The 17,126-nt window shown below is 70.9% G+C and carries 13 protein-coding genes; 4 read left to right on the top strand and 9 right to left on the bottom strand.

What is annotated here, in order from left to right:
- Positions 1 to 173: 173 nt before the first annotated feature.
- The gene (locus ACFYXF_RS40500) at positions 174 to 1,970 is read right to left on the bottom strand and encodes a S8 family serine peptidase (RefSeq protein WP_389357183.1); all 1,797 of its coding nucleotides are present in this window, start codon (positions 1,968 to 1,970) and stop codon (positions 174 to 176) included.
- Between the two features lie 460 nt (positions 1,971 to 2,430).
- Between ACFYXF_RS40500 and ACFYXF_RS40495 the strand changes: the two genes are divergently transcribed.
- Complete coding sequence (locus ACFYXF_RS40495) at positions 2,431 to 3,393, top strand: lytic polysaccharide monooxygenase (protein WP_389357181.1); 963 nt, start codon at positions 2,431 to 2,433, stop codon at positions 3,391 to 3,393.
- A 33-nt stretch (positions 3,394 to 3,426) separates the two neighbouring features.
- Here the strand turns inward: ACFYXF_RS40495 and ACFYXF_RS40490 are convergent, their stop codons facing one another.
- On the bottom strand, positions 3,427 to 4,086 hold the full coding sequence (locus ACFYXF_RS40490; RefSeq protein WP_389357179.1) for a Tat pathway signal sequence domain protein: 660 nt from the start codon (positions 4,084 to 4,086) through the stop codon (positions 3,427 to 3,429).
- A gap of 793 nt (positions 4,087 to 4,879) precedes the next feature.
- Between ACFYXF_RS40490 and ACFYXF_RS40485 the strand changes: the two genes are divergently transcribed.
- Both ACFYXF_RS40485 and ACFYXF_RS40480 read left to right on the top strand, forming a co-directional pair.
- Complete coding sequence (locus ACFYXF_RS40485) at positions 4,880 to 5,611, top strand: DUF6230 family protein (RefSeq protein ID WP_369034679.1); 732 nt, start codon at positions 4,880 to 4,882, stop codon at positions 5,609 to 5,611.
- Positions 5,611 to 6,168, top strand: a complete 558-nt coding sequence (locus tag ACFYXF_RS40480; RefSeq protein WP_389357177.1) for a DUF6114 domain-containing protein — start codon at positions 5,611 to 5,613, stop codon at positions 6,166 to 6,168. Before ACFYXF_RS40485 ends, ACFYXF_RS40480 begins: the two co-directional genes overlap by 1 nt.
- On the opposite strand, the gene ACFYXF_RS40475 is transcribed toward ACFYXF_RS40480, so the two are convergent.
- Together ACFYXF_RS40475 and tatA are read right to left on the bottom strand one after the other, a co-directional pair.
- A complete protein-coding gene (locus ACFYXF_RS40475; protein WP_389357175.1) occupies positions 6,087 to 6,830 on the bottom strand; it encodes a Type 1 glutamine amidotransferase-like domain-containing protein in 744 nt (247 codons plus the stop codon). The genes ACFYXF_RS40480 and ACFYXF_RS40475 overlap by 82 nt on opposite strands.
- Positions 6,831 to 6,861: 31 nt before the next feature.
- A complete protein-coding gene (gene tatA, locus ACFYXF_RS40470) occupies positions 6,862 to 7,134 on the bottom strand; it encodes a Sec-independent protein translocase subunit TatA (protein ID WP_389357173.1) in 273 nt (90 codons plus the stop codon).
- 86 nt (positions 7,135 to 7,220) lie between these two features.
- Between tatA and ACFYXF_RS40465 the strand changes: the two genes are divergently transcribed.
- On the top strand, positions 7,221 to 8,732 hold the full coding sequence (locus ACFYXF_RS40465; protein ID WP_389357171.1) for an LCP family protein: 1,512 nt from the start codon (positions 7,221 to 7,223) through the stop codon (positions 8,730 to 8,732).
- On the opposite strand, the gene ACFYXF_RS40460 is transcribed toward ACFYXF_RS40465, so the two are convergent.
- The 5 genes from ACFYXF_RS40460 to ACFYXF_RS40440 all read right to left on the bottom strand — a co-directional run bounded on the left by ACFYXF_RS40460 (position 8,723) and on the right by ACFYXF_RS40440 (position 17,036).
- Entirely contained in the window at positions 8,723 to 11,380 is a 2,658-nt protein-coding gene (locus ACFYXF_RS40460) for an HAD-IC family P-type ATPase (RefSeq protein ID WP_389357169.1), read from the bottom strand. The genes ACFYXF_RS40465 and ACFYXF_RS40460 overlap by 10 nt on opposite strands.
- Entirely contained in the window at positions 11,370 to 11,726 is a 357-nt protein-coding gene (locus ACFYXF_RS40455) for an ArsR/SmtB family transcription factor (RefSeq protein ID WP_389357167.1), read from the bottom strand. Before ACFYXF_RS40455 ends, ACFYXF_RS40460 begins: the two co-directional genes overlap by 11 nt.
- Positions 11,727 to 11,735: 9 nt before the next feature.
- Entirely contained in the window at positions 11,736 to 12,827 is a 1,092-nt protein-coding gene (locus tag ACFYXF_RS40450) for a LacI family DNA-binding transcriptional regulator (RefSeq protein WP_389357165.1), read from the bottom strand.
- 100 nt (positions 12,828 to 12,927) lie between these two features.
- Positions 12,928 to 15,279 carry a beta-galactosidase gene (locus tag ACFYXF_RS40445; RefSeq protein ID WP_389357163.1) on the bottom strand — a complete coding sequence of 784 codons (2,352 nt, stop codon included), beginning with the start codon at positions 15,277 to 15,279 and terminating at the stop codon, positions 12,928 to 12,930.
- Positions 15,276 to 17,036, bottom strand: a complete 1,761-nt coding sequence (locus ACFYXF_RS40440; protein WP_389357161.1) for a beta-galactosidase family protein — start codon at positions 17,034 to 17,036, stop codon at positions 15,276 to 15,278. Before ACFYXF_RS40440 ends, ACFYXF_RS40445 begins: the two co-directional genes overlap by 4 nt.
- Positions 17,037 to 17,126: the final 90 nt, after the last annotated feature.

The raw sequence follows: 17,126 nt of genomic DNA, 5'->3' as shown, positions 1-17,126 counted from the left end.
TGCATGGGCAGTTCGTTCGCTGCGGGCCGGTGGGGGCTGGTCGCGCAGTTCCCCGCGCCCCTTTCGGGGCGCGGTCATCGCGTACGACACATGACAGCGGCGGGTCGGTAGGCGTCCATCCACGCCTGCCGACCCGCCCGTCTGTGTCACACCTTCATCTCACTGGCTCAGAATCAGAAGGTGAGCTTCCAGCTGTTGATCGTGCCCGTGTCCGAGGCGGCCACGTCCTGGACGCGGAGCTTCCAGGTGCCGTTGGCGGTCTCGCTGGAGGCGTCCACCGTGTACGTGGTGTTCACGTTGTCGGCGGAGTCCGAGGTGCTGGAGGCCTTCAGCGGGTAGGTCGTGCCGTCGGGCGCCACCAGGGTGATGACCAGGTCACCGCGGTAGGTGTGGGTGATGTCGACGCCGACCTGGAGGGCCGAGGGGGCGTTGCCGGTACGGCCGCTGACGGCGATCGAGGACTCGACGGCGGAGCTGTTGTCCGGGATGGAGACCGCGGTGGTGGAGGAGTAGGTGGTGCCCGAGGTCGTACCGCTCACGGCCTGCACGGTCTTGGTCGCGTCGGCCAGACCGGCGCCGCAGCCGCCCGAGCAGGCGCCGGGCAGGGCACGGGAGTTGGTCTTGATCGCCGACTCGATCTGGGCCGGGGTCAGCGAGGAGTTCGCCGACTTCATCAGCGCGGCGAGGCCCGCGATGTGCGGGGCGGCCATGCTGGTGCCCTGGTAGTAGGCGTACGACTCGGTGGACGGGCCCTGGGTGCCGGAGTTCAGCGTGGACAGGATGCCGTTGGCGGTGCCGGTGCTGGTCTGGCCGCCGGGGGCCGCGATGTCCACGGTGGAGCCGTAGTTGGAGTACGAGGCCTTGGCACCCGTACGGCTCAGCGCGGCGACCGAGATGACGTTGGCGCAGCTCGCCGGGGAGTAGTTGGCCGCGTTGGCGTTGCTGTTGCCCGCCGCGACGACGACCGTGGTGCCGCGGTTGACGGCGTTGGTGATCGCGGTCTGGGTGGCCGTGGTGCACGCACCGGAGCCGCCCAGGCTCATGTTGATGACCTTGGCGATGTTGGCGTTGGCCGGGACACCGGAGACGGTGCCGCCCGACGCCCAGGTGATGGCGTCGATGATGTCGGAGTCGTAGCCACCGCACTTGCCGAGGACGCGCAGCGGGGAGATCTTCGCGTTGTACGCGATGCCCGCGACGCCCTTGCTGTTGTTGGTGGCGGCGGCGATGGTGCCCGCGACATGGGTGCCGTGCCACGAGGAGTTGCTGGAGCCGGTGCCGGCGCCGCACTCGTCGGTGGCGTACCAGTCGCCCGGGTCGGCCGGGTTGCTGTCACGGCCGTTGCCGTCCACCGAGACGGCGGTGTCGGAGATGAAGTCGTAGCCCGCGACGATGTTGGCGGCCAGGTCGGAGTGGGTGACGTAGCCGGTGTCGATGACGGCGACGGTCACGCCGGTGCCGGTCGCGGTGGTCCAGGCGCCCGGGACGCGCATGCCCGCGGTGGTCTCGAAGAGGTCCCACTGCTTGCTGTACTCGGTGTCGTTCGGGTCGGCCTGCGGCTTGTTGAGGCGGTCCGGTACGGCGTAGGCGACCTGCGGGTCGGCCTGGTACTCGGCGATGACGTCGGCGACGTCCGCCTTGCTGAGCCGCTCGCCCAGGTCGACGAGGGCGGCACCGGTGCCGAGGCGGCGCTGGAAGTCCAGGGTCTCGCCGGCCTCCTTGCCCTTGGCGACGGCGTCGGCGTCGGCGGCCTGGTTCGACTTGGCCTCGGCGGCGCCGGCCTTGTAGCCGACGATGAGTCGCTCGGCCGGGGCGGCGACCGCCTGCGCGGCGGCATCCTGGGCGGTGGCGGGAGCGGCGGGCTCCTGGGCGACGGCGACCGAGGTGGTGGCGGCGGCGACCAGTGCGGCGGAGACCGCGGCGGCGGATATCAGCTTCCGCCCCGTGACACGGGTGGGTGAGGTACGCAAGGGCTTGCCTTTCGTGGCCGTACTGCGGGCAACCTGGAGGGCGGCGCGGAGTTGCGGTCGATTCGCTTCGTCGTCGAAGCGGCGGGGGGTGCGGTCGAAAAGCGGCGCGGCGGCCGGCCAAGCGCGAGCGGCCCGTTCCGGGGTTACCTGTGGGGCGGCTGTGGTGGAACAGTAGGCAAAGGGAAGGTCATCCGGATACAGGGGAAACCCTCGATCCGTCCGGTTCCACACCCTCGAACGCCGGAAACCGACCCTGAACGACGGCCAGTTGACCGGGTTGGGCGAGTTACGGGGGATTGGCGGGGCGTGCGGCGGGGCGAGTGCCGGTGGTGTGGCAGTACGTGTGGCGATTGAACGCGGTCTGCCCGCTTCCCGTACTGCCCGAAGGCGGACCCGTTCCCGGGCCGGCCCGCAGCAGACCTGTTCAGACCTGTTCCCCCTCGGTCGAGGAGACATCCCGATGACCGCCCACCGCCGTACTCTCTCGGCCGCCGCGCTCTCCTGCACCGCCGCCGTCGCGGCACCGCTGTTGCTGACCTTGTCGGCGGCGGCTCCCGCCCAGGCGCACGGTGCGCCGACGAAACCGGTCAGCCGCGTCTACGCCTGCTCCCCCGACGGTGGCAGCACGGCCGGTACGGCGGCCTGCCGGGCGGCGCTCACCGCGAACGGCGGGGCGCCCTTCACCTTCTGGGACAATCTGCGGGTCGCGAACGTGAACGGCCGGGACCGTGCGGTGATCCCCGACGGCAAGCTGTGCAGCGGCGGGCTGTCCGACTACCGGGGGCTCGACATCGCCCGCGCCGACTGGCCCTCGACCACGCTGTCGCCGGGCGCGCGGCTGACGATGACGTACCGCTCGACGATCCCGCACACCGGCACGTTCAAGATGTTCCTGACGAAGCCCGGGTACGACCCGGCCGAGCCGCTGAAGTGGTCCGACCTGCCGGACAAGCCGTTCGCCGAGGTCAAGGACCCCGCGATGACGGGCGACGCGTACCGCATCGGGATGACGCTGCCGTCGGACCGGACCGGCCGTCATGTCCTGTACACGATCTGGCAGAACTCCAGCACGCCGGACACGTACTACTCGTGCTCGGACGTGGTGTTCCCGACAGCGAAGAGCAGCACCAGCGGTTCAGGTGACACCGGCGCGTCGGCCACCGCGACCCCCGCCGCGAAGTCCGAGCCCACTCGGACCCCCACGCCGACCGAAGCGGCCGAGGAGCCGACGAGGACGGTGGAAACGGGAGAGGCGGCGGAGTCCGCCGACTCCGCCGCCCCACAGTCCGGGAGTACCGTGGCCGGCGCCCCGGTGGCGTCCACCACCGAGGACACCGGACCGCGGTACGCGGTCGCGGGCGGCGCCGCGGCCGTACTGCTCGCCGTGGCGGTCGCCCTCGTCCTGCGGCTGCGCCGCCGGTGAACTCCGGCGGCCCAGCCCCTCATTGACGGTTCGTCAGTTGACGAAGACCGTGGCGTTGCCCTGCGTCACGTCCTGCACGGGGGCGTACTTGGCGGTGAAGTAACCGGCGCTGAAGCACAGCGACGAACCGGACGTCCTGGTGAACGCCTGGGCCGCGAAGTTGATGCTGTTGTCGGCCTCGCCGGTCGTACCGGTCAGGCTGGGCGCCTGGTAGACGCAGTTGATGCTGCCGAGCAGGGTGCGCAGCACGACGGTCGTCTGGATGGTGGAGCCTGCGGCCGGGCTGACGACGACGGATTCGTCGGAGCCCACCACGGTGGTGTACGGCAGGTTGTTGACGGTCACGCTGGTCACGCCGAGCACACCGAGCACATTGCTGGTGCAACTGCTGAAGGTGTGCGCGGTGACCGACTCGGTCGCGACGCCGGGCGCGGCGGGGTTGTCGGTGACCGTGGCCGTGAAGGTGGACGCGGCACACGTGACACCGCTGGTGCCGGTCGCGCTGGAGTAGAGCGTGGCGGTGGTGCCGGAGGCGAGGGAGGCGCTGAGGACGTCGCCCACGGCGACGGCGTCGCCGGCCGCGCTGCCGACGGTCAGCACGGTGTCGGCGGCGGACGCGGGGGTGACCGCGGCGACGGAGAGGCCTACGACAGCGGCGGCGAGGGCCAGGGTGGAACGAGTGCGAGTACGCATGATGCGGGTGCCTCTTTCTGGAACTGGGGGTGTTCGGGGGTGTGTTGGGGGTGAGGTGGGGGGTGGTGTCCAGGGGGGTCAGGGCATGCGGAAGTACGCGTGGGAACGCGTGCCGAACGCCTGAAGGGCATGGGAAACGTGAAGGGCGCGGGAAAGGAGCCGTCGCCGGCCCGCGACGCCTTCTCCGTACGTGACGGACCGGCAACGACAACCGGCCGGTGACCGGCAGGAAGGCTTGGAGGGAGGCTTCCTGGCCGGACCGGGCGGGACAGGGCGACCCGGCGACGGCCCAGGGGGGAAACGGCCGTGCCGACGCCTCGGAGGCGGACTTCGGAATGAGCGTTGAGTCCGGGAAGAGCGGCTCGCACCGCTGCGGATCCGGCGCCACGGATCCGGGGAAACCAGGGCAGTTCTAAACCTGAGGAACCGTCAACGTCAAGGTGCGGAACGGAAGTTGATGTCTCTGACCCCATTTCCCCCTGGTTCTGCGCTTGCCACTCGAAGGGGTCTCGGAGGGGTCTCAGAGGGGCCTCCGGACCCCCGGACGACCCTCGATCACCCCGTGAAGCCACAGGTGGCGCATAATCCGCACCCTTTTTTCACAACTCCCTTGACCCTCCAAAGTAACCACGGGTAACTTCCTCGGCGGCTACTGGTGCGTAACCGTGAAAGCCCTTGCAATCGCCGGGAGTTGCGAGGAGACGGATACCCCAGCTGCTGTCCGCGCCAGGACAACACGCCACTGAAGCCCGACCAGCATTGACGCACTGACTATGTGCACTTGGGAGCAGCCATGGCCTCGTCCTCGGACGTCTCGTCGTCCGCCGGATCCAACCCCGAGCAGCCGGAGAGCGGTAACGCCTCCGGTGGCTCCGGGGGCTCGGGATCCTCCAACGTGTCCGAATTCTTCGAAGGCGCCGGAAAGGGCGCCGAGCGACGCGGGCGGGTCCGTGGACGCCGCGCCGCCATGATGGCGGTGCCGGCCACCCTGATCGCCGCGACGCTCGCGGTACTCACCGCCGAGGGCGCCCTGGGCGTCCAGTTCGCCATCTCCGGCATGCCGTTCACGGTCACCGCGACCGAGCTGAACGGCACCGGCTTCGAGCAGTTCGGCGGCCTCGACCACATGATCGAGAACAGCCCGAACGAGGGTGACACCGGCGGTCAGGTGCTGGTCATCACCTCCGCGATCAAGAGCGCGTCGCTCACCAAGCTGTGCCAGAGCGTCGACCTCGGCGGCATCAACCTGCTGATCAAGGCCGGCAGCAGCGGCACTCCGGTGACCGCGACCGACCTGACGACCGACTCCACCGAGCTGTCTGGCAACGCGTCGTTCGACAACATCGAGATCGGCAACGACGCCAGCACGCTCACCAAGGCAGGGGTCAAGGGTCCGGCCGGTGTCTTCAGCCAGCAGGCGGACACCGTCCACATCTCCAACCTGCGGCAGACCAACTACGCGACCACGGCCGCCGTGTTCAAGCTGCCCGGGCTGAAGCTCAGCTTCAGCGAGTCGGGTTGCTGATGTCGGCCGACATACGGCAGGGGGTGCGGCCCGCCTTCAGAGCATGGCGGGCCCACCGTCCGTACCTGGCCGGGGTGCTGCTCACCCTGGGCGGGGCGGAGATCCTGGTCACGATGAAGGTGTCGCTGAAGGTCGTCCTGCACATCGGTATGCAGGGTCTGGCGGGCTATCTGCTGCCGTCGCTGATGATCGTGTGCGGGCTGCTGATCATCTTCAACCCCGCACAGCGCCTGTTCTACTCGATCGTCGGTGTCCTGCTGACGCTGGGCACATGGGTCACCTCGAACCTGGGCGGCTTCTTCGTGGGCCTCACCCTGGGAGTCGTGGGCAGTTGCATGGCCTTCGGCTGGCTCCCGGACCAGGAACCCAAGGTCAGCCGCAGGCAGCGGCGCAAGATCAAGCGGGAGCGCAAGGCCGTCATGGCGGCGCAGACGGCCGCGGAATCCACGGCGCCGGCGACAACGACGGACGACGGTCAGGAAGACACCGGCGAGGGCAGCCTGCGCGGCTCGATGCGCTCCTCCACCGCCGACTCCCCTTCACATCTGACGACATAGGCACCCTTGCCCGGCAACTCCGCGACCGCCTCGACGAGTTCGGTCCCTCGGTAGACGAGGCCGACCCCGTCGTCGGTGCAGTGCGTGGTGGGCAGGGTGCCGTCGGCAACCAGCTTGTGGACGAGCGGGCGGCGGCCCGCATCGCTGTCGTAGTGCACCCCGTTGCCGTACGGCAGAAAGCCCAACGCGTCGGTGAGCGGCCGGAGTTCGGGGCCGAAGGAGTCGGTGGTGCCGCCCCTGAACCAGCAGAGGGAGCCCGCGCTCACACCGCTGAGCACCACGCCGGCCTCCCAGGCCCGCCGCATGATCCGGTCGAGCCCGTGCACTCGCCACACGGCCAGCAGGTTCGCGACCGAGCCACCCATGACCCAGACGACGTCCTGTTCGAGCACGGTGCCCTCGACGTCGTCGACATTGGGCATGGGGAAGAGCTGCAGCGGCGTGAGGTCGAAGCCCGCGACCCGGGCGGCCTCGCCCATGCGGGCGGCGAAGTGCTCGGCGTCCCCGATCGCCGTACCGACGTACAGGACGCGCGGCCTGCGGCCGTGGGCCCCGGAGAGATCGACGGCGTGATGCACGAGGGCATCGAACTCCACCATGGTCCGGCCGCCGGAGCGGAGGCCGCCGGAGGTCGCGAGGATGGTCGGTTCGGAAGCGGCCATGCGGATGATCCTACCGATCAACGGCGGTCTCCTACCGATCGGTGACGGGCTCCCGACGGTCGACGAAAGGCTCAGCCCGGTGGGCAACAGGCTCGCCCACCTGCGAAGATCCCTCCCCCGCCGAGCCGTTCGCCGGCTCGCCCACCGTGCCGTCCGCCTTCAATGCCTGAGCCTCGCTCTTGAGGATCCGCATCGAGCGGCCCAGCGCACGTGCCGTGTCCGGGAGCTTCTTCGAGCCGAACATCACGATGAACACGATCGCCACGATCAGCAGATGCCAGGGTTCCAGTCCGTTGCGGAGCACAACCTCACAGCCCTTTCCTTCGTCACACATAACAGTTGCCACTTTGCGCAACTGTACAACCAAGGTGAGACGTGAGAAGGGCGCCGATGACCACCAGCACCAGCAGGCGGGCCGTACCCGCACGACACCGGTCCGCCGCGGGCACCCGGCGGCGCAAACCGGAACGGCGGCGGGGACGGCTGGCACTGGGGATCCTCCTCTCGCTCCTGCTGCTCGTCGCGGCCGGCGCCGGCTGGGTCTATCTGAAGCTGGACGGTGACATCAAGACCTTCGACGCGGGTGGCCTCTCGGACGATCGCCCCGCCGAGGGCTCGTCCAAGGGCGAGAACGTCCTGGTCATCGGCTCGGACGCGCGCAACGACGGCAACGCCGCGCTCGGCGGCGGCGACGTCAACGACATCGGCCGCTCCGACACCGCGTTCCTGCTGCACATATACGCCGACCACAAGAACGCCGTCGCCGTCTCCATCCCCCGCGACACCCTGGTCACCATCCCGCCGTGCAAGCTGCCCGACGGCAAGTGGACGACGGCCCGGCCGGACACGATGTTCAACGAGGCCTACTCGGTCGGCGAGACCGAGAAGGGCAACCCCGCCTGCACACAGAACACCGTCGAGAGCATCACCGGGCTGCGCGTCGACCACACCGTCGTCGTCGACTTCAAGGGCTTCGCCGCGCTGACCGACGTGGTGGACGGGGTGAAGGTGTGCCTCCCCCAGAACGTGTACGAACGTGACCTCAAACCCAAGCTCCCCACACGCGGCAAGCTGCTCTTCGAGAAGGGCGAGCAGACGGTCTCGGGTCAGAAGGCGCTGGACTACGTCCGTATCCGGCACGGCATCGGCGACGGCTCCGACATCGGCCGCATCAAGCGCCAACAGGCCTTCGTGGCAAGCCTGATGAAGGAGGTCAAGAACAACGGCCTGAGCCCGACCAAGCTGCTCCCCCTCGCCGACGCGGCCACCAAGTCGCTGACCGTGGACCCCGGTCTGGGCTCCGCCGACAAGCTGATCTCCTTCGCGATGTCGCTGAAGGACATCGACCTGCACAACACGAAGTTCGTCACCATCCCCTGGCGGTACGAGGGTTCACGCGTCGCGATCGTCGAGCCCGACGCGAGTGACCTCTGGGCCGCGCTCAAGGCGGACCGCACGCTGGACGGCAAGGACGCCAGCGGCAAGAAGAAGGCCTCCCCGAGCGCAAGCCCCAAGGCCACCCCAACTCCCGTGTCCGGCAAGGGAATCGCCGTCGCCGTCTACAACGGCACGACCGTCACCGGCCTGGCCAAGGAGGCCGCCGCCGAGCTGACCGCCGACGGTTTCACGGTCACCGGCACGGCGACCGCGAGCAGCCAGGACCACGCGACGACCGTCATCGAGTACGGCCCCGACCACAAGGCCGAGGCCCAGACGGTGGCCCGCGTCTTCCCCGGCGCCGCCCTCCAACCGGTGACAGTGGACGGCATCAACGTGGTCGTCGGTGAGTCGTACCAGGGCGGCGCCACAGCTTCGCCGACCCCCACCGCGGTCCCGAAGGACGTGGCCGAGGGCGCCCGTTCGGCGGACGACAACCCCTGCTCCAACCTCAGCTACGGCTGAACCGGACCCACGGCGGACCGACCCCTCGCCGCCGACGAGCGCCGCCGAGCGACGGCGAGGGCACCCCCGTACAGCACCGGCACGACCACCAGACCCGCGTAGTACGACCCCGGCAGCCCCACCAGCCCCAGCGAGGGCCCGACCGGAGAGACAGGCAGCAGCACCCCGACGGCGGCGAGCGCACCGGCCGCCCGCCCGACGACTCCCGCGCCCCGGCCCCCGCCACCGCCGCGCAGGAGCAGCATCACCACGGCCTGGGTGAGGAGGTTCTCGGTGAACCAGGCCGAGTGGAAGACGGCCCGGTCGTCCAGGGCGTCGGGCCCGTGCAGCGCGAGGGCGAGCACGCCGAAGGTCGCGAGGTCGGCGACGGCGTTGAGGGCGCCGAAGCCGCCGAGGAAGCGCAGGAAGTCACGGGTGCGCAGCACGGTCGGCCGGGCCAGGACACCCGGCGCCGGACGGTCGTACGCGTACGCCAGTTGGGCCGCGTCGAAGCACAGGTTCTGCACGAGGACCTGCGCCGGGAGCATAGGAAGGAAGGGCAGCAGAAGCCCTGCGGCGAGCATCGCGACGACGTTGCCGAGGTTCGAGGAGAGCGTGACGCGCAGATACGTGGCGATGTTGCCGCTGCTGTGCCGCCCGGCCGTGACGGCGTGGGCGACGGCGGCGAGATCCTTCTCCCCGAGGACGACGTCGGCACTCTCCCGGGCCACGTCGACGGCGGCGCGCGGCGCGATCCCGACGTCGGCGGCGCCCAGCGCGGGCACGTCGTTGACCCCGTCCCCGAGAAAGCCGACGGTGTGTCCGCCGGCCCGCAGCGCGGCGACGATCCGGGCCTTGTCGGCCGGGGTGCAGCGCGCGAAGACGGTCGTACGCCGGACCAGATCCGCCAGTTCGGCGTCCCCGAGGCCGTCCACGCCATCCGCCACCTCCCCCGGATCGAGGCCCAGGTCGCGGCAGGCGCGGGCGGCCGTGCCCGGATGGTCGCCGGTGAGGACCTTCACCCCCACACCCAGCGCGGTGAGGTCGCGCAGGGCCTCGGGGGCGGTGGGCGCGAGGTCGTCCCGCAGGGCGACGAAACCCCGGAAGGTCAGGCCGTGTACGTCGGCCGGGGTCCAGGCGCGGGTGCGCGCGGGCCGCTCGGCGGTGGCGACGGCGAGCAGCCGCAGCCCGCTCGCCGCCTCCTGGTCGGCGCGCGCGAGCAGCCGTTCCCGCTCGGCGGGGTCCAGGGAGCACCGCCCCACGACCTCGGCGACCGCGCCCTTCACGACAAGGACATGGGTCCCCAACCGCCCTCGTACCACCGCCGTGGCCAGCCGCCGCACCGGGTCGAAGGGCAGGGCCGCCACCCCGTCGTACCGCTCCCCGACCGGCCCCGCCGCCGCGAGCAGCGCCTCGTCGAGGGCGTCCGGGGTGGGGAGTTCGGCGAGTTGGAGGGTCCACCAGGATGCCGTGGCGGCCCAGTCGAGCACCTCCGGATCGTCCCGGCCGCTGGAATCGCACGAGCGTTCGACGACCGGGTGGTCCCGGGTGAGGGTGCCGGTCTTGTCGAGGCACAGGATGTCGACCGCGCCCAGGTCGTGCAGCGCGGGCAGCCGTTTCACCACGACCCCGTGCGTCCGGGCGAGCCCCGAGGCCCCGCGTGCCAGACAGGTGCTGACGACGACCGGGAGCATCTCGGGCGTCAGCCCGACGGCCACCGCGACGGCGAACGGCAGCGTCTCGGGCCCCTGTCCGCGCAACGCCGCGCTCGCCATCAGCACGAGCGGCGGGGCGAGCAGCATGAACCGGATCAGCACCCAGGAGATGCCGTGCAGCGACCGGTCGAAGGCACTGAGCGCCCCGCGGGAAGTGCGGCGTCCAAGCTGCGAGACCGTTGGTGCGGTTGGTCGCGCCCCTCGGCGGAGCCGCTTGCGGACACAGTGGCGCGTGAAGCGCACCGGACTTCGCCGGATCCGAGCACTCCCGTCCCGGCGCACGGCTCCCCCATGCGCGCCCGCGAACCGCGTACGCGCCCCCGTGGCCACCACCACGGCGGTGGCACTCCCGGAGGCGACGGCGCTCCCCTGGAAGCACAGTTCGGGCCGCGCGAACACGCCCCGGTCCGCCGCATCCGGCCGTACGCCCTTCACCACCGGCGCCGACTCGCCCGTGAGCGGCGCCTGGTGCACGGTCAGTCCGGTCGCGCGCAGCAGCCGTACGTCGGCCGGAACCAGGTCGCCGGGCCCGAGCCGGATCACATCGCCCGGCACGAGTTCGGCGACCGGGATCTCCCGGGCGACGGGCGGCCCGCCCGCCGCCGGGCGGCGCAGGACGGTCGCGGTACCGGCGACCAGCTCGCGCAGCCCACTGAGGAAACGTTCCGCCTGATGTTCGCCCGAGGCGCGCAGCACACAGCTGACCGCGACCAGGGACAGGATCACCGAGGCCGTCCCCCAGGCGGTGACGGCCGCCGAGACGAGCCCGAGACAGAGCAGTACGGCGGTGAAGGGGTCGCGCAGACTCCGTACGAAGCGGACGGGCCGGTGGATCGGACGAGCCGCCGGGACCACGTTCTCCCCGACCACCGCCAGCCGTTCCTCGGCCTCGTCGTCGGTCAGACCGCGCGGGAAGTCGTCGAGGCGCCTCGGCGTCCGAAGATCAGACTCCACGGAGGTGCCGTACGGGGGTGTGCTCGGCGCGGTCGGTCAGCCGCCCGACCAGCAGCCGTACGACGGTCACGATGTCCGGGTCGTCGACGAAGTACACCTGCCGACGCCCTTCGCGCCGGGACCGGACGAGCCCGGCGAGCTTCAGTTTGGTGAGGTGCTGGCTGACGGCGGGCAGCGCGCCGCCGACCCGCTCGGCGAGCCCGGTCACATCGCTCTCGCCCTGGGCCAGCGCCCACACGATGTGCAGCCGGGCGGGCGAGGCGAGCAACCCGAAGGCCCCAGCGGCCTCCGCCAGCACCTCGGCGGACGGATCGTCGGAACCGGAGCTGCCCGTACCTGTTACCACGCGCCCAGTTTAGGCCGGTGCGGGACCCGTGCTGCGCCGCACGATGAGGTGAGCAGGGATGACGGTGACAAGGCCCGGGTCCGGCTCCGCACCGGCCGTCGCACCCGTGTTCGCCTGGCCGTCGATTCGCGCCAGGAGCAGCCGCAGCGAGCGGGTGCCGATCTCCTGGAAGTCGGTGCGGATGGTGGTGAGCGGGGGCAGCAGATGGGCGGCTTCCGGGATGTCGTCGTAGCCGACGACACTGACGTCGTCCGGGACCCGGCGGCCGGCCTCGTGGAAGGCGCGCAGCGCGCCGAGCGCCATCTGGTCGTTGGAGGCGAAGACGGCGGTGACGTCCGGATCGCGGGCGAGCCGCCGGCCCAGTTCGTAGCCGGAGTCGGCACTCCAGTCGCCGACGAGCGGCTCGGGCACCTCGGCCCCGGCCTTCTCCAGGGTCTCGCGCCAGCTCGCGGCCCGGCGTTCGGCGGAGGTCCAGCCGGTGGGTCCGGCGATGTGCCGGACCGTACGGTGGCCCAGGTCCAGGAGGTGTTCGGTGGCCAGGCGCGCTCCGCCCCGGGAGTCGGCGGTGACCATGGGGGTGTCGTCGCCGAGGGCGTTGTCCATCACGACGAGCGGGATGTCGAGGTGGGCCTCGGCGAGCGCCTTGCCCACCCTCCGCTGCGGGGCGATGGCGATGACCCCGTCGGCGCCCTCCGCCGACAGCCGGTCCACGGCCTGGACGACGGTGTCCCGGTCGGCGGTGTCGAGGGCGATGGAGCTGACCAGGTAACCCGCCTCCTGGGCCGCGGTGTTGATCGCGGTGAGCGTGGAGGCGGGCCCGTAGCGGGCCGCGTCGAAGGAGATCACCCCGAGCATCCGGGTCCGCCCGCTGGCCAGCGAACGCGCGCTGCGGCTCGGCCGGTACCCGAGCGAACGCATGGCCTCAAGCACGGCTTCCCGGGTCTCGGCCCGCACGGCGGGGTTGTCGTTGAGCACCCGCGACACGGTCTGCTTGGAGACACCGGCCAGCCGCGCCACGTCGTCCATCACCGGCCGCGTTCCCGCGAAGTTGCGCCGGCTGCGTCCCTTGGGAGCGGCGCCGCCACCGGCACTTCGGGTCATGGGGATGCATCCTTCGGCTTCGTCCCGTGGGTGGCGGTAGTGCCCCGCCCGGCTGGCCCACAGGATAGGCCGCCGGACGGCGGTCACCACCGACCGGGACCTACCCGGTGATCACCTGAGTCCGTACGGTGACCCATTCGACGCGCGAGATCCCGGCCTCCCCCGCCGGCACGGGCACCGGCAGGTACACGGGCGGGTCGGCGGCGAACGGCAGCACCTTCACGTGCAGGGCGCCGTCCGGGACCCGGTCGAGCGCGATCTCCCAGACCCGCCCCGCGTAGAACTGGTCGGCGACCAGCGTGTCCCCGACGTACGCGCGGGCCACGTCTCCGGTCCAGTGGACACGCAACAGCGTTCCGCTGCGCGGGAGTTCGTCCGGTACGTCGATGAGGTACTCGGCGGCGGACGTGTCGAAGTACTTGTCGGCGGGCGCACTGGCCCGGTCCAGTACACCGGTGACGACGTCAGGGGCGGGTCCGGCGGCCCGCAGGAGGGAGACATCGAGGGTTCCCGAGTCACCACCCGTGGGGAGCGTGTAGCGGGTGAACACCCCGTCGGAGGTCACGGCCAGATTCTCTCCGGGAGGCCGCTCGGGTGCGGGCAGCACGGCGAACGAGGTCTCCGCCGCCGCACTGTGCACCCGTACCTCTCCGGCCGGTTCGTCGAAGACGACCCCGTCCCCCGCGTCGCACAGGATCAGCCGCTCGGCTCCCCAGGCGACACCCCGGTAGGCGGTACGGGCGGTCGCCGCGTCCAGCACCAGCAGGCCGACCTGTCCGCCGTCCGGCGTGCCGACCTCGACGAGGGCGTCGGTGCCGGGCCGCAGTCCCGTGACGAGGAAGCGCCCATCGGCGGACACGACCTTCCCCATGGGAGTGTGCACATACCTCAACGTGCTGATGTCCAGGGCCAGTTCGACGTCCACCCCGTCCGTGGCAGCCAGTACGAGGACGGTACGTCCGTTGACGTCGACCGTGCACACGGGCTGCGCGGTGGCCCAGTCGAGCCGCAGTCCGGCGACGTCGAGCCGTAACGGCCAGCAGAAATAAGCACCTTGAGGAACCGTCACCGGCGCGCTGGGCACGGTCAGTTCAGGCACGTCCGGAAACGCAACCGTGAACGAGGTGTCCGGATGGTCGGGCAACGGCTCGTGCGGCTGATGGTTGTTGACGAACAGGAAACCGGAGTCGCCGTCACCGCGCACGGCCCATCGCAGCGTCTCCCGGTCGCCCTGTCCGGCCGGCTGCCGCTCGGGCAGCACGGAATCCATGGGCGCGATGCGCTCGCCGAAGTCCGCCAACAGCAGGTGCTGGAGACGCAGTTCGTCGTACGAGGGCCGGTACTGCCCGTACTCGCCGAGCGGGGCCTGGAAGTCGTACGTCAGGACGGGCAGGTCGTTCGGATAGTCGGTGGCGTGGGACTCCTGGAGGGTGGTCAGCTCACCGGCGGGATTCGTGCCGCCGTGGAACATGTAGTAGCCCTGCCAGACAGAGCCGCACCCGATCTTCGTGAGCCCGAGCGCGCCGATGTCGGCGGCGTCGACACGCGGCCGGCGATGGTAGGCAACGGCCATCCCGCCGCCCAACTCGCAGGTGGCCCAGGGGAATCGGTCGGTCGGCGCCGGTTCACCACCTCGCACGGTGGTGGGTCGCAGGTCGGCGCCGATGCCCTCGTCGTCGCGCTGGTGGGTGAAGAAGAAGTGCTTGCGGCAGGTGTCGGACCAGCCGCCGTCCCACTCGGTCCAGAAGGTCTCGGTGTAGCCGCCGTACAGCGGAAGCAGTTCGTCGGGCGGGAGTTGGACCCCGCCCCAGGCCGTCGAGGTCCACAGCGGTGCGCTGAGTCCGGCCTCCTGCGCCATCCGCTTGAGGGTGAGGAGGTGGCCGGGCCGGTCGTACAGCTCGTTCTCGATCTGGATGGCGACGATCGGGCCGCCGTGCGCCCGGTCGAGCCCCTTCAACTGCTCGGCGATCGCGGTGAACCAGCCGCGTACGGGTCCCAGGTAGTCGGGGTCGTCGGTGCGGGGTGCGGTGGTGCGGGTGAGCAGCCAGTCGGGCAGGCCGCCGTTGCGTACCTCGGCGTGGCTCCAGGGCCCGATGCGCGGGATGAAATCCAGGCCGTGGCGGGCGCAGAGTTCGGCGAAACGGCGCAGGTCGCGGTCGCCGTCGAAGCGGATCCGGCCCTCGATCTCCTCGTGGTGGACCCAGATGAGATAGCTGGCGACGGCGGTGACACCGGCCGCCTTCATCTTCAGCAGCTCCTCCTCCCACTCCCCCGCCGGACAGCGGGAGTAGTGGAACTCACCGGAGACGGGGAACCAGGGGCGTCCGCCACGGGTGAACCAGCGGCTGGTCACCGCGATCGGGTCGGCGACGCCCGGCGCGTCGGTGAAGGGGAGGTGGCCGGTGAGCGGGGGTCCGGCGGGCGCGGGGAGCCGGAGCGAGTGGTGGGTCACGGTTTCACCGGTCCGAGGTCGGGGGTGTCGGTGAGCAGTGCCTGCGCGGACGTGGTGGCGTTCAGCTCAAGAAGCAGCAACTCGTTGGCGCCGGGGCGCAGTACGGGTGCGGGGACGTAGAGGGTGTGCTGCGGGCCGCGGTTCCAGTAGCGGCCGAGGTGGAAGTTGTTGATCCAGGCCTGGCCCTTGGTCCAGCCGGGCAGCGACAGGAAGGTGTCGGCGGGGGCGGCCACCTCGAACGTGCCCTTGTAGAAGGCGGGTTGGGTGGCCGGGGCCGCGTCGGCGGGCGCGAAGGGCAGCGCGCTGAGGTCGTCGAGGGTGAGCGGGTGGCTGTCCCAGCCGTGCAGGGCGGTGCCGTTGAAGGTGACCGCCCCGAGGAGACCCTTGGGCGAGCCGATGCGCGGCCCGTAGTTGACCCCGCCCATGTTCTCGACGAGCACGTCGACTGCCGCTCCGGCGAAGGGAATCCGGACGGGCAGGGTCTCGTCGTGCCGCTCGCGTTCGAGTACGCCGACGGGGGCGCCGTCGACGAACACCTGCGCCCGGTCGCCCACACCTCCGGCGAAGTGGAGCAGCCCGTCGCCCGCGAGGGGAGCGGTGGTGCGGTACAGGACGTATCCGGCGCGCAGCCCCAGCTCGTCCATGGTCGCCGGTTCCTCGGTACGCACGGGCTTGGCAAGGAGCCCCACATCGGGCAGCAGAGGCGCCCACTGCCCCAACTCCACCACCGTGGGCGGGAGTTTGCGGCTCGGCGCGGGAACCGGCTCGTCGGGGACGGGCGCGTGCCGGGCGATCACCTCGCGGAAGGCGTGGTACTTCGGTCCGGGGTCGCCGTTCTCGGTGAGGGCGGCGTCGTAGTCGTAGGACGTGACGATGGGCTGGTAGGCGTGGTCGTGGTTGGCGCCGTTGGTGAAGGCGAAGTTGGTGCCGCCGTGGAACATGTAGATGTTGACGGACGCGCCCGCCGAGAGCAGCCGGTCCAGGTCGGCGGCGGCATCGGCGGCGTCCCGGACGTGGTGCTCCTCGCCCCAGTGGTCGAACCAGCCGATCCAGAACTCCGCGCACATCAGGGGCCCTTCGGGCTGATGCACCCTCAACTGCTCCAGGGACCGCTCGACTTTGCTGCCGAAGGTGCCGGTCGTGAGCACCCCGGGAAGGCTGCCGGCCGCCAGATGTTCGGGGTTGGCCTGGTCGCAGGTGAAGAGCAACTCCCCGATCCCGCGCGAGCGCAGGGCCTCCGCGAGGTGTTCGAGATACGCGGCGTCGTCGCCGTACGCCCCGAACTCGTTCTCCACCTGCACGGCGATGACGGGACCGCCCGACTCGGCGAGATACGGCAGGAGCGGAGGCAGCAGCAGATCCAGATAGCGGTCGATGGCGCCCGTGAAGCGGGGGTCGCTGGAGCGCAGCCGGATGTCGGGGTCGGTGGTGAGCCAGGAGGGCAGCCCGCCGCCGTCCCACTCGGCGCAGATGAACGGGCCGGGCCGCAGCAGGACGTGCAGCCCCTCCGCCTTGGCCAGCCGCAGATAGCGCGGCAGATCGAGGATGCCGTCGAGGGCGAGGGTGCCGGGCTCGGGCTGGTGGAGGTTCCAGGGGACGTACGTCTCCACGGTGTTGAGGCCCATCAGCCGGGCCTTGCGCAGCCGGTCGGCCCACTGGTCGGGGTGGACGCGGAAGTAGTGCATCGCGCCGGAGATGATCCGGAACGGCTCGCCGCGCAGCAGGAAACCGTCGGACGTCGTTGTCAGGGCGGGCATGCGGGGGTTTCCCTTCGGGTCGTGGACTCCAGCCGGTTCACTGGAGGTGGTGGGTGAGCGAGGGTGGCTGGTGAACGAGGTGGCTGGTGA

This window comes from Streptomyces sp. NPDC002680, assembly GCF_042889145.1.
Taxonomy (GTDB): domain Bacteria; phylum Actinomycetota; class Actinomycetes; order Streptomycetales; family Streptomycetaceae; genus Streptomyces; species Streptomyces adonidis.
The sequence above is the reverse complement of the archived record's forward strand: the minus strand, read 5'-3'. Positions and strand labels throughout refer to the sequence as shown.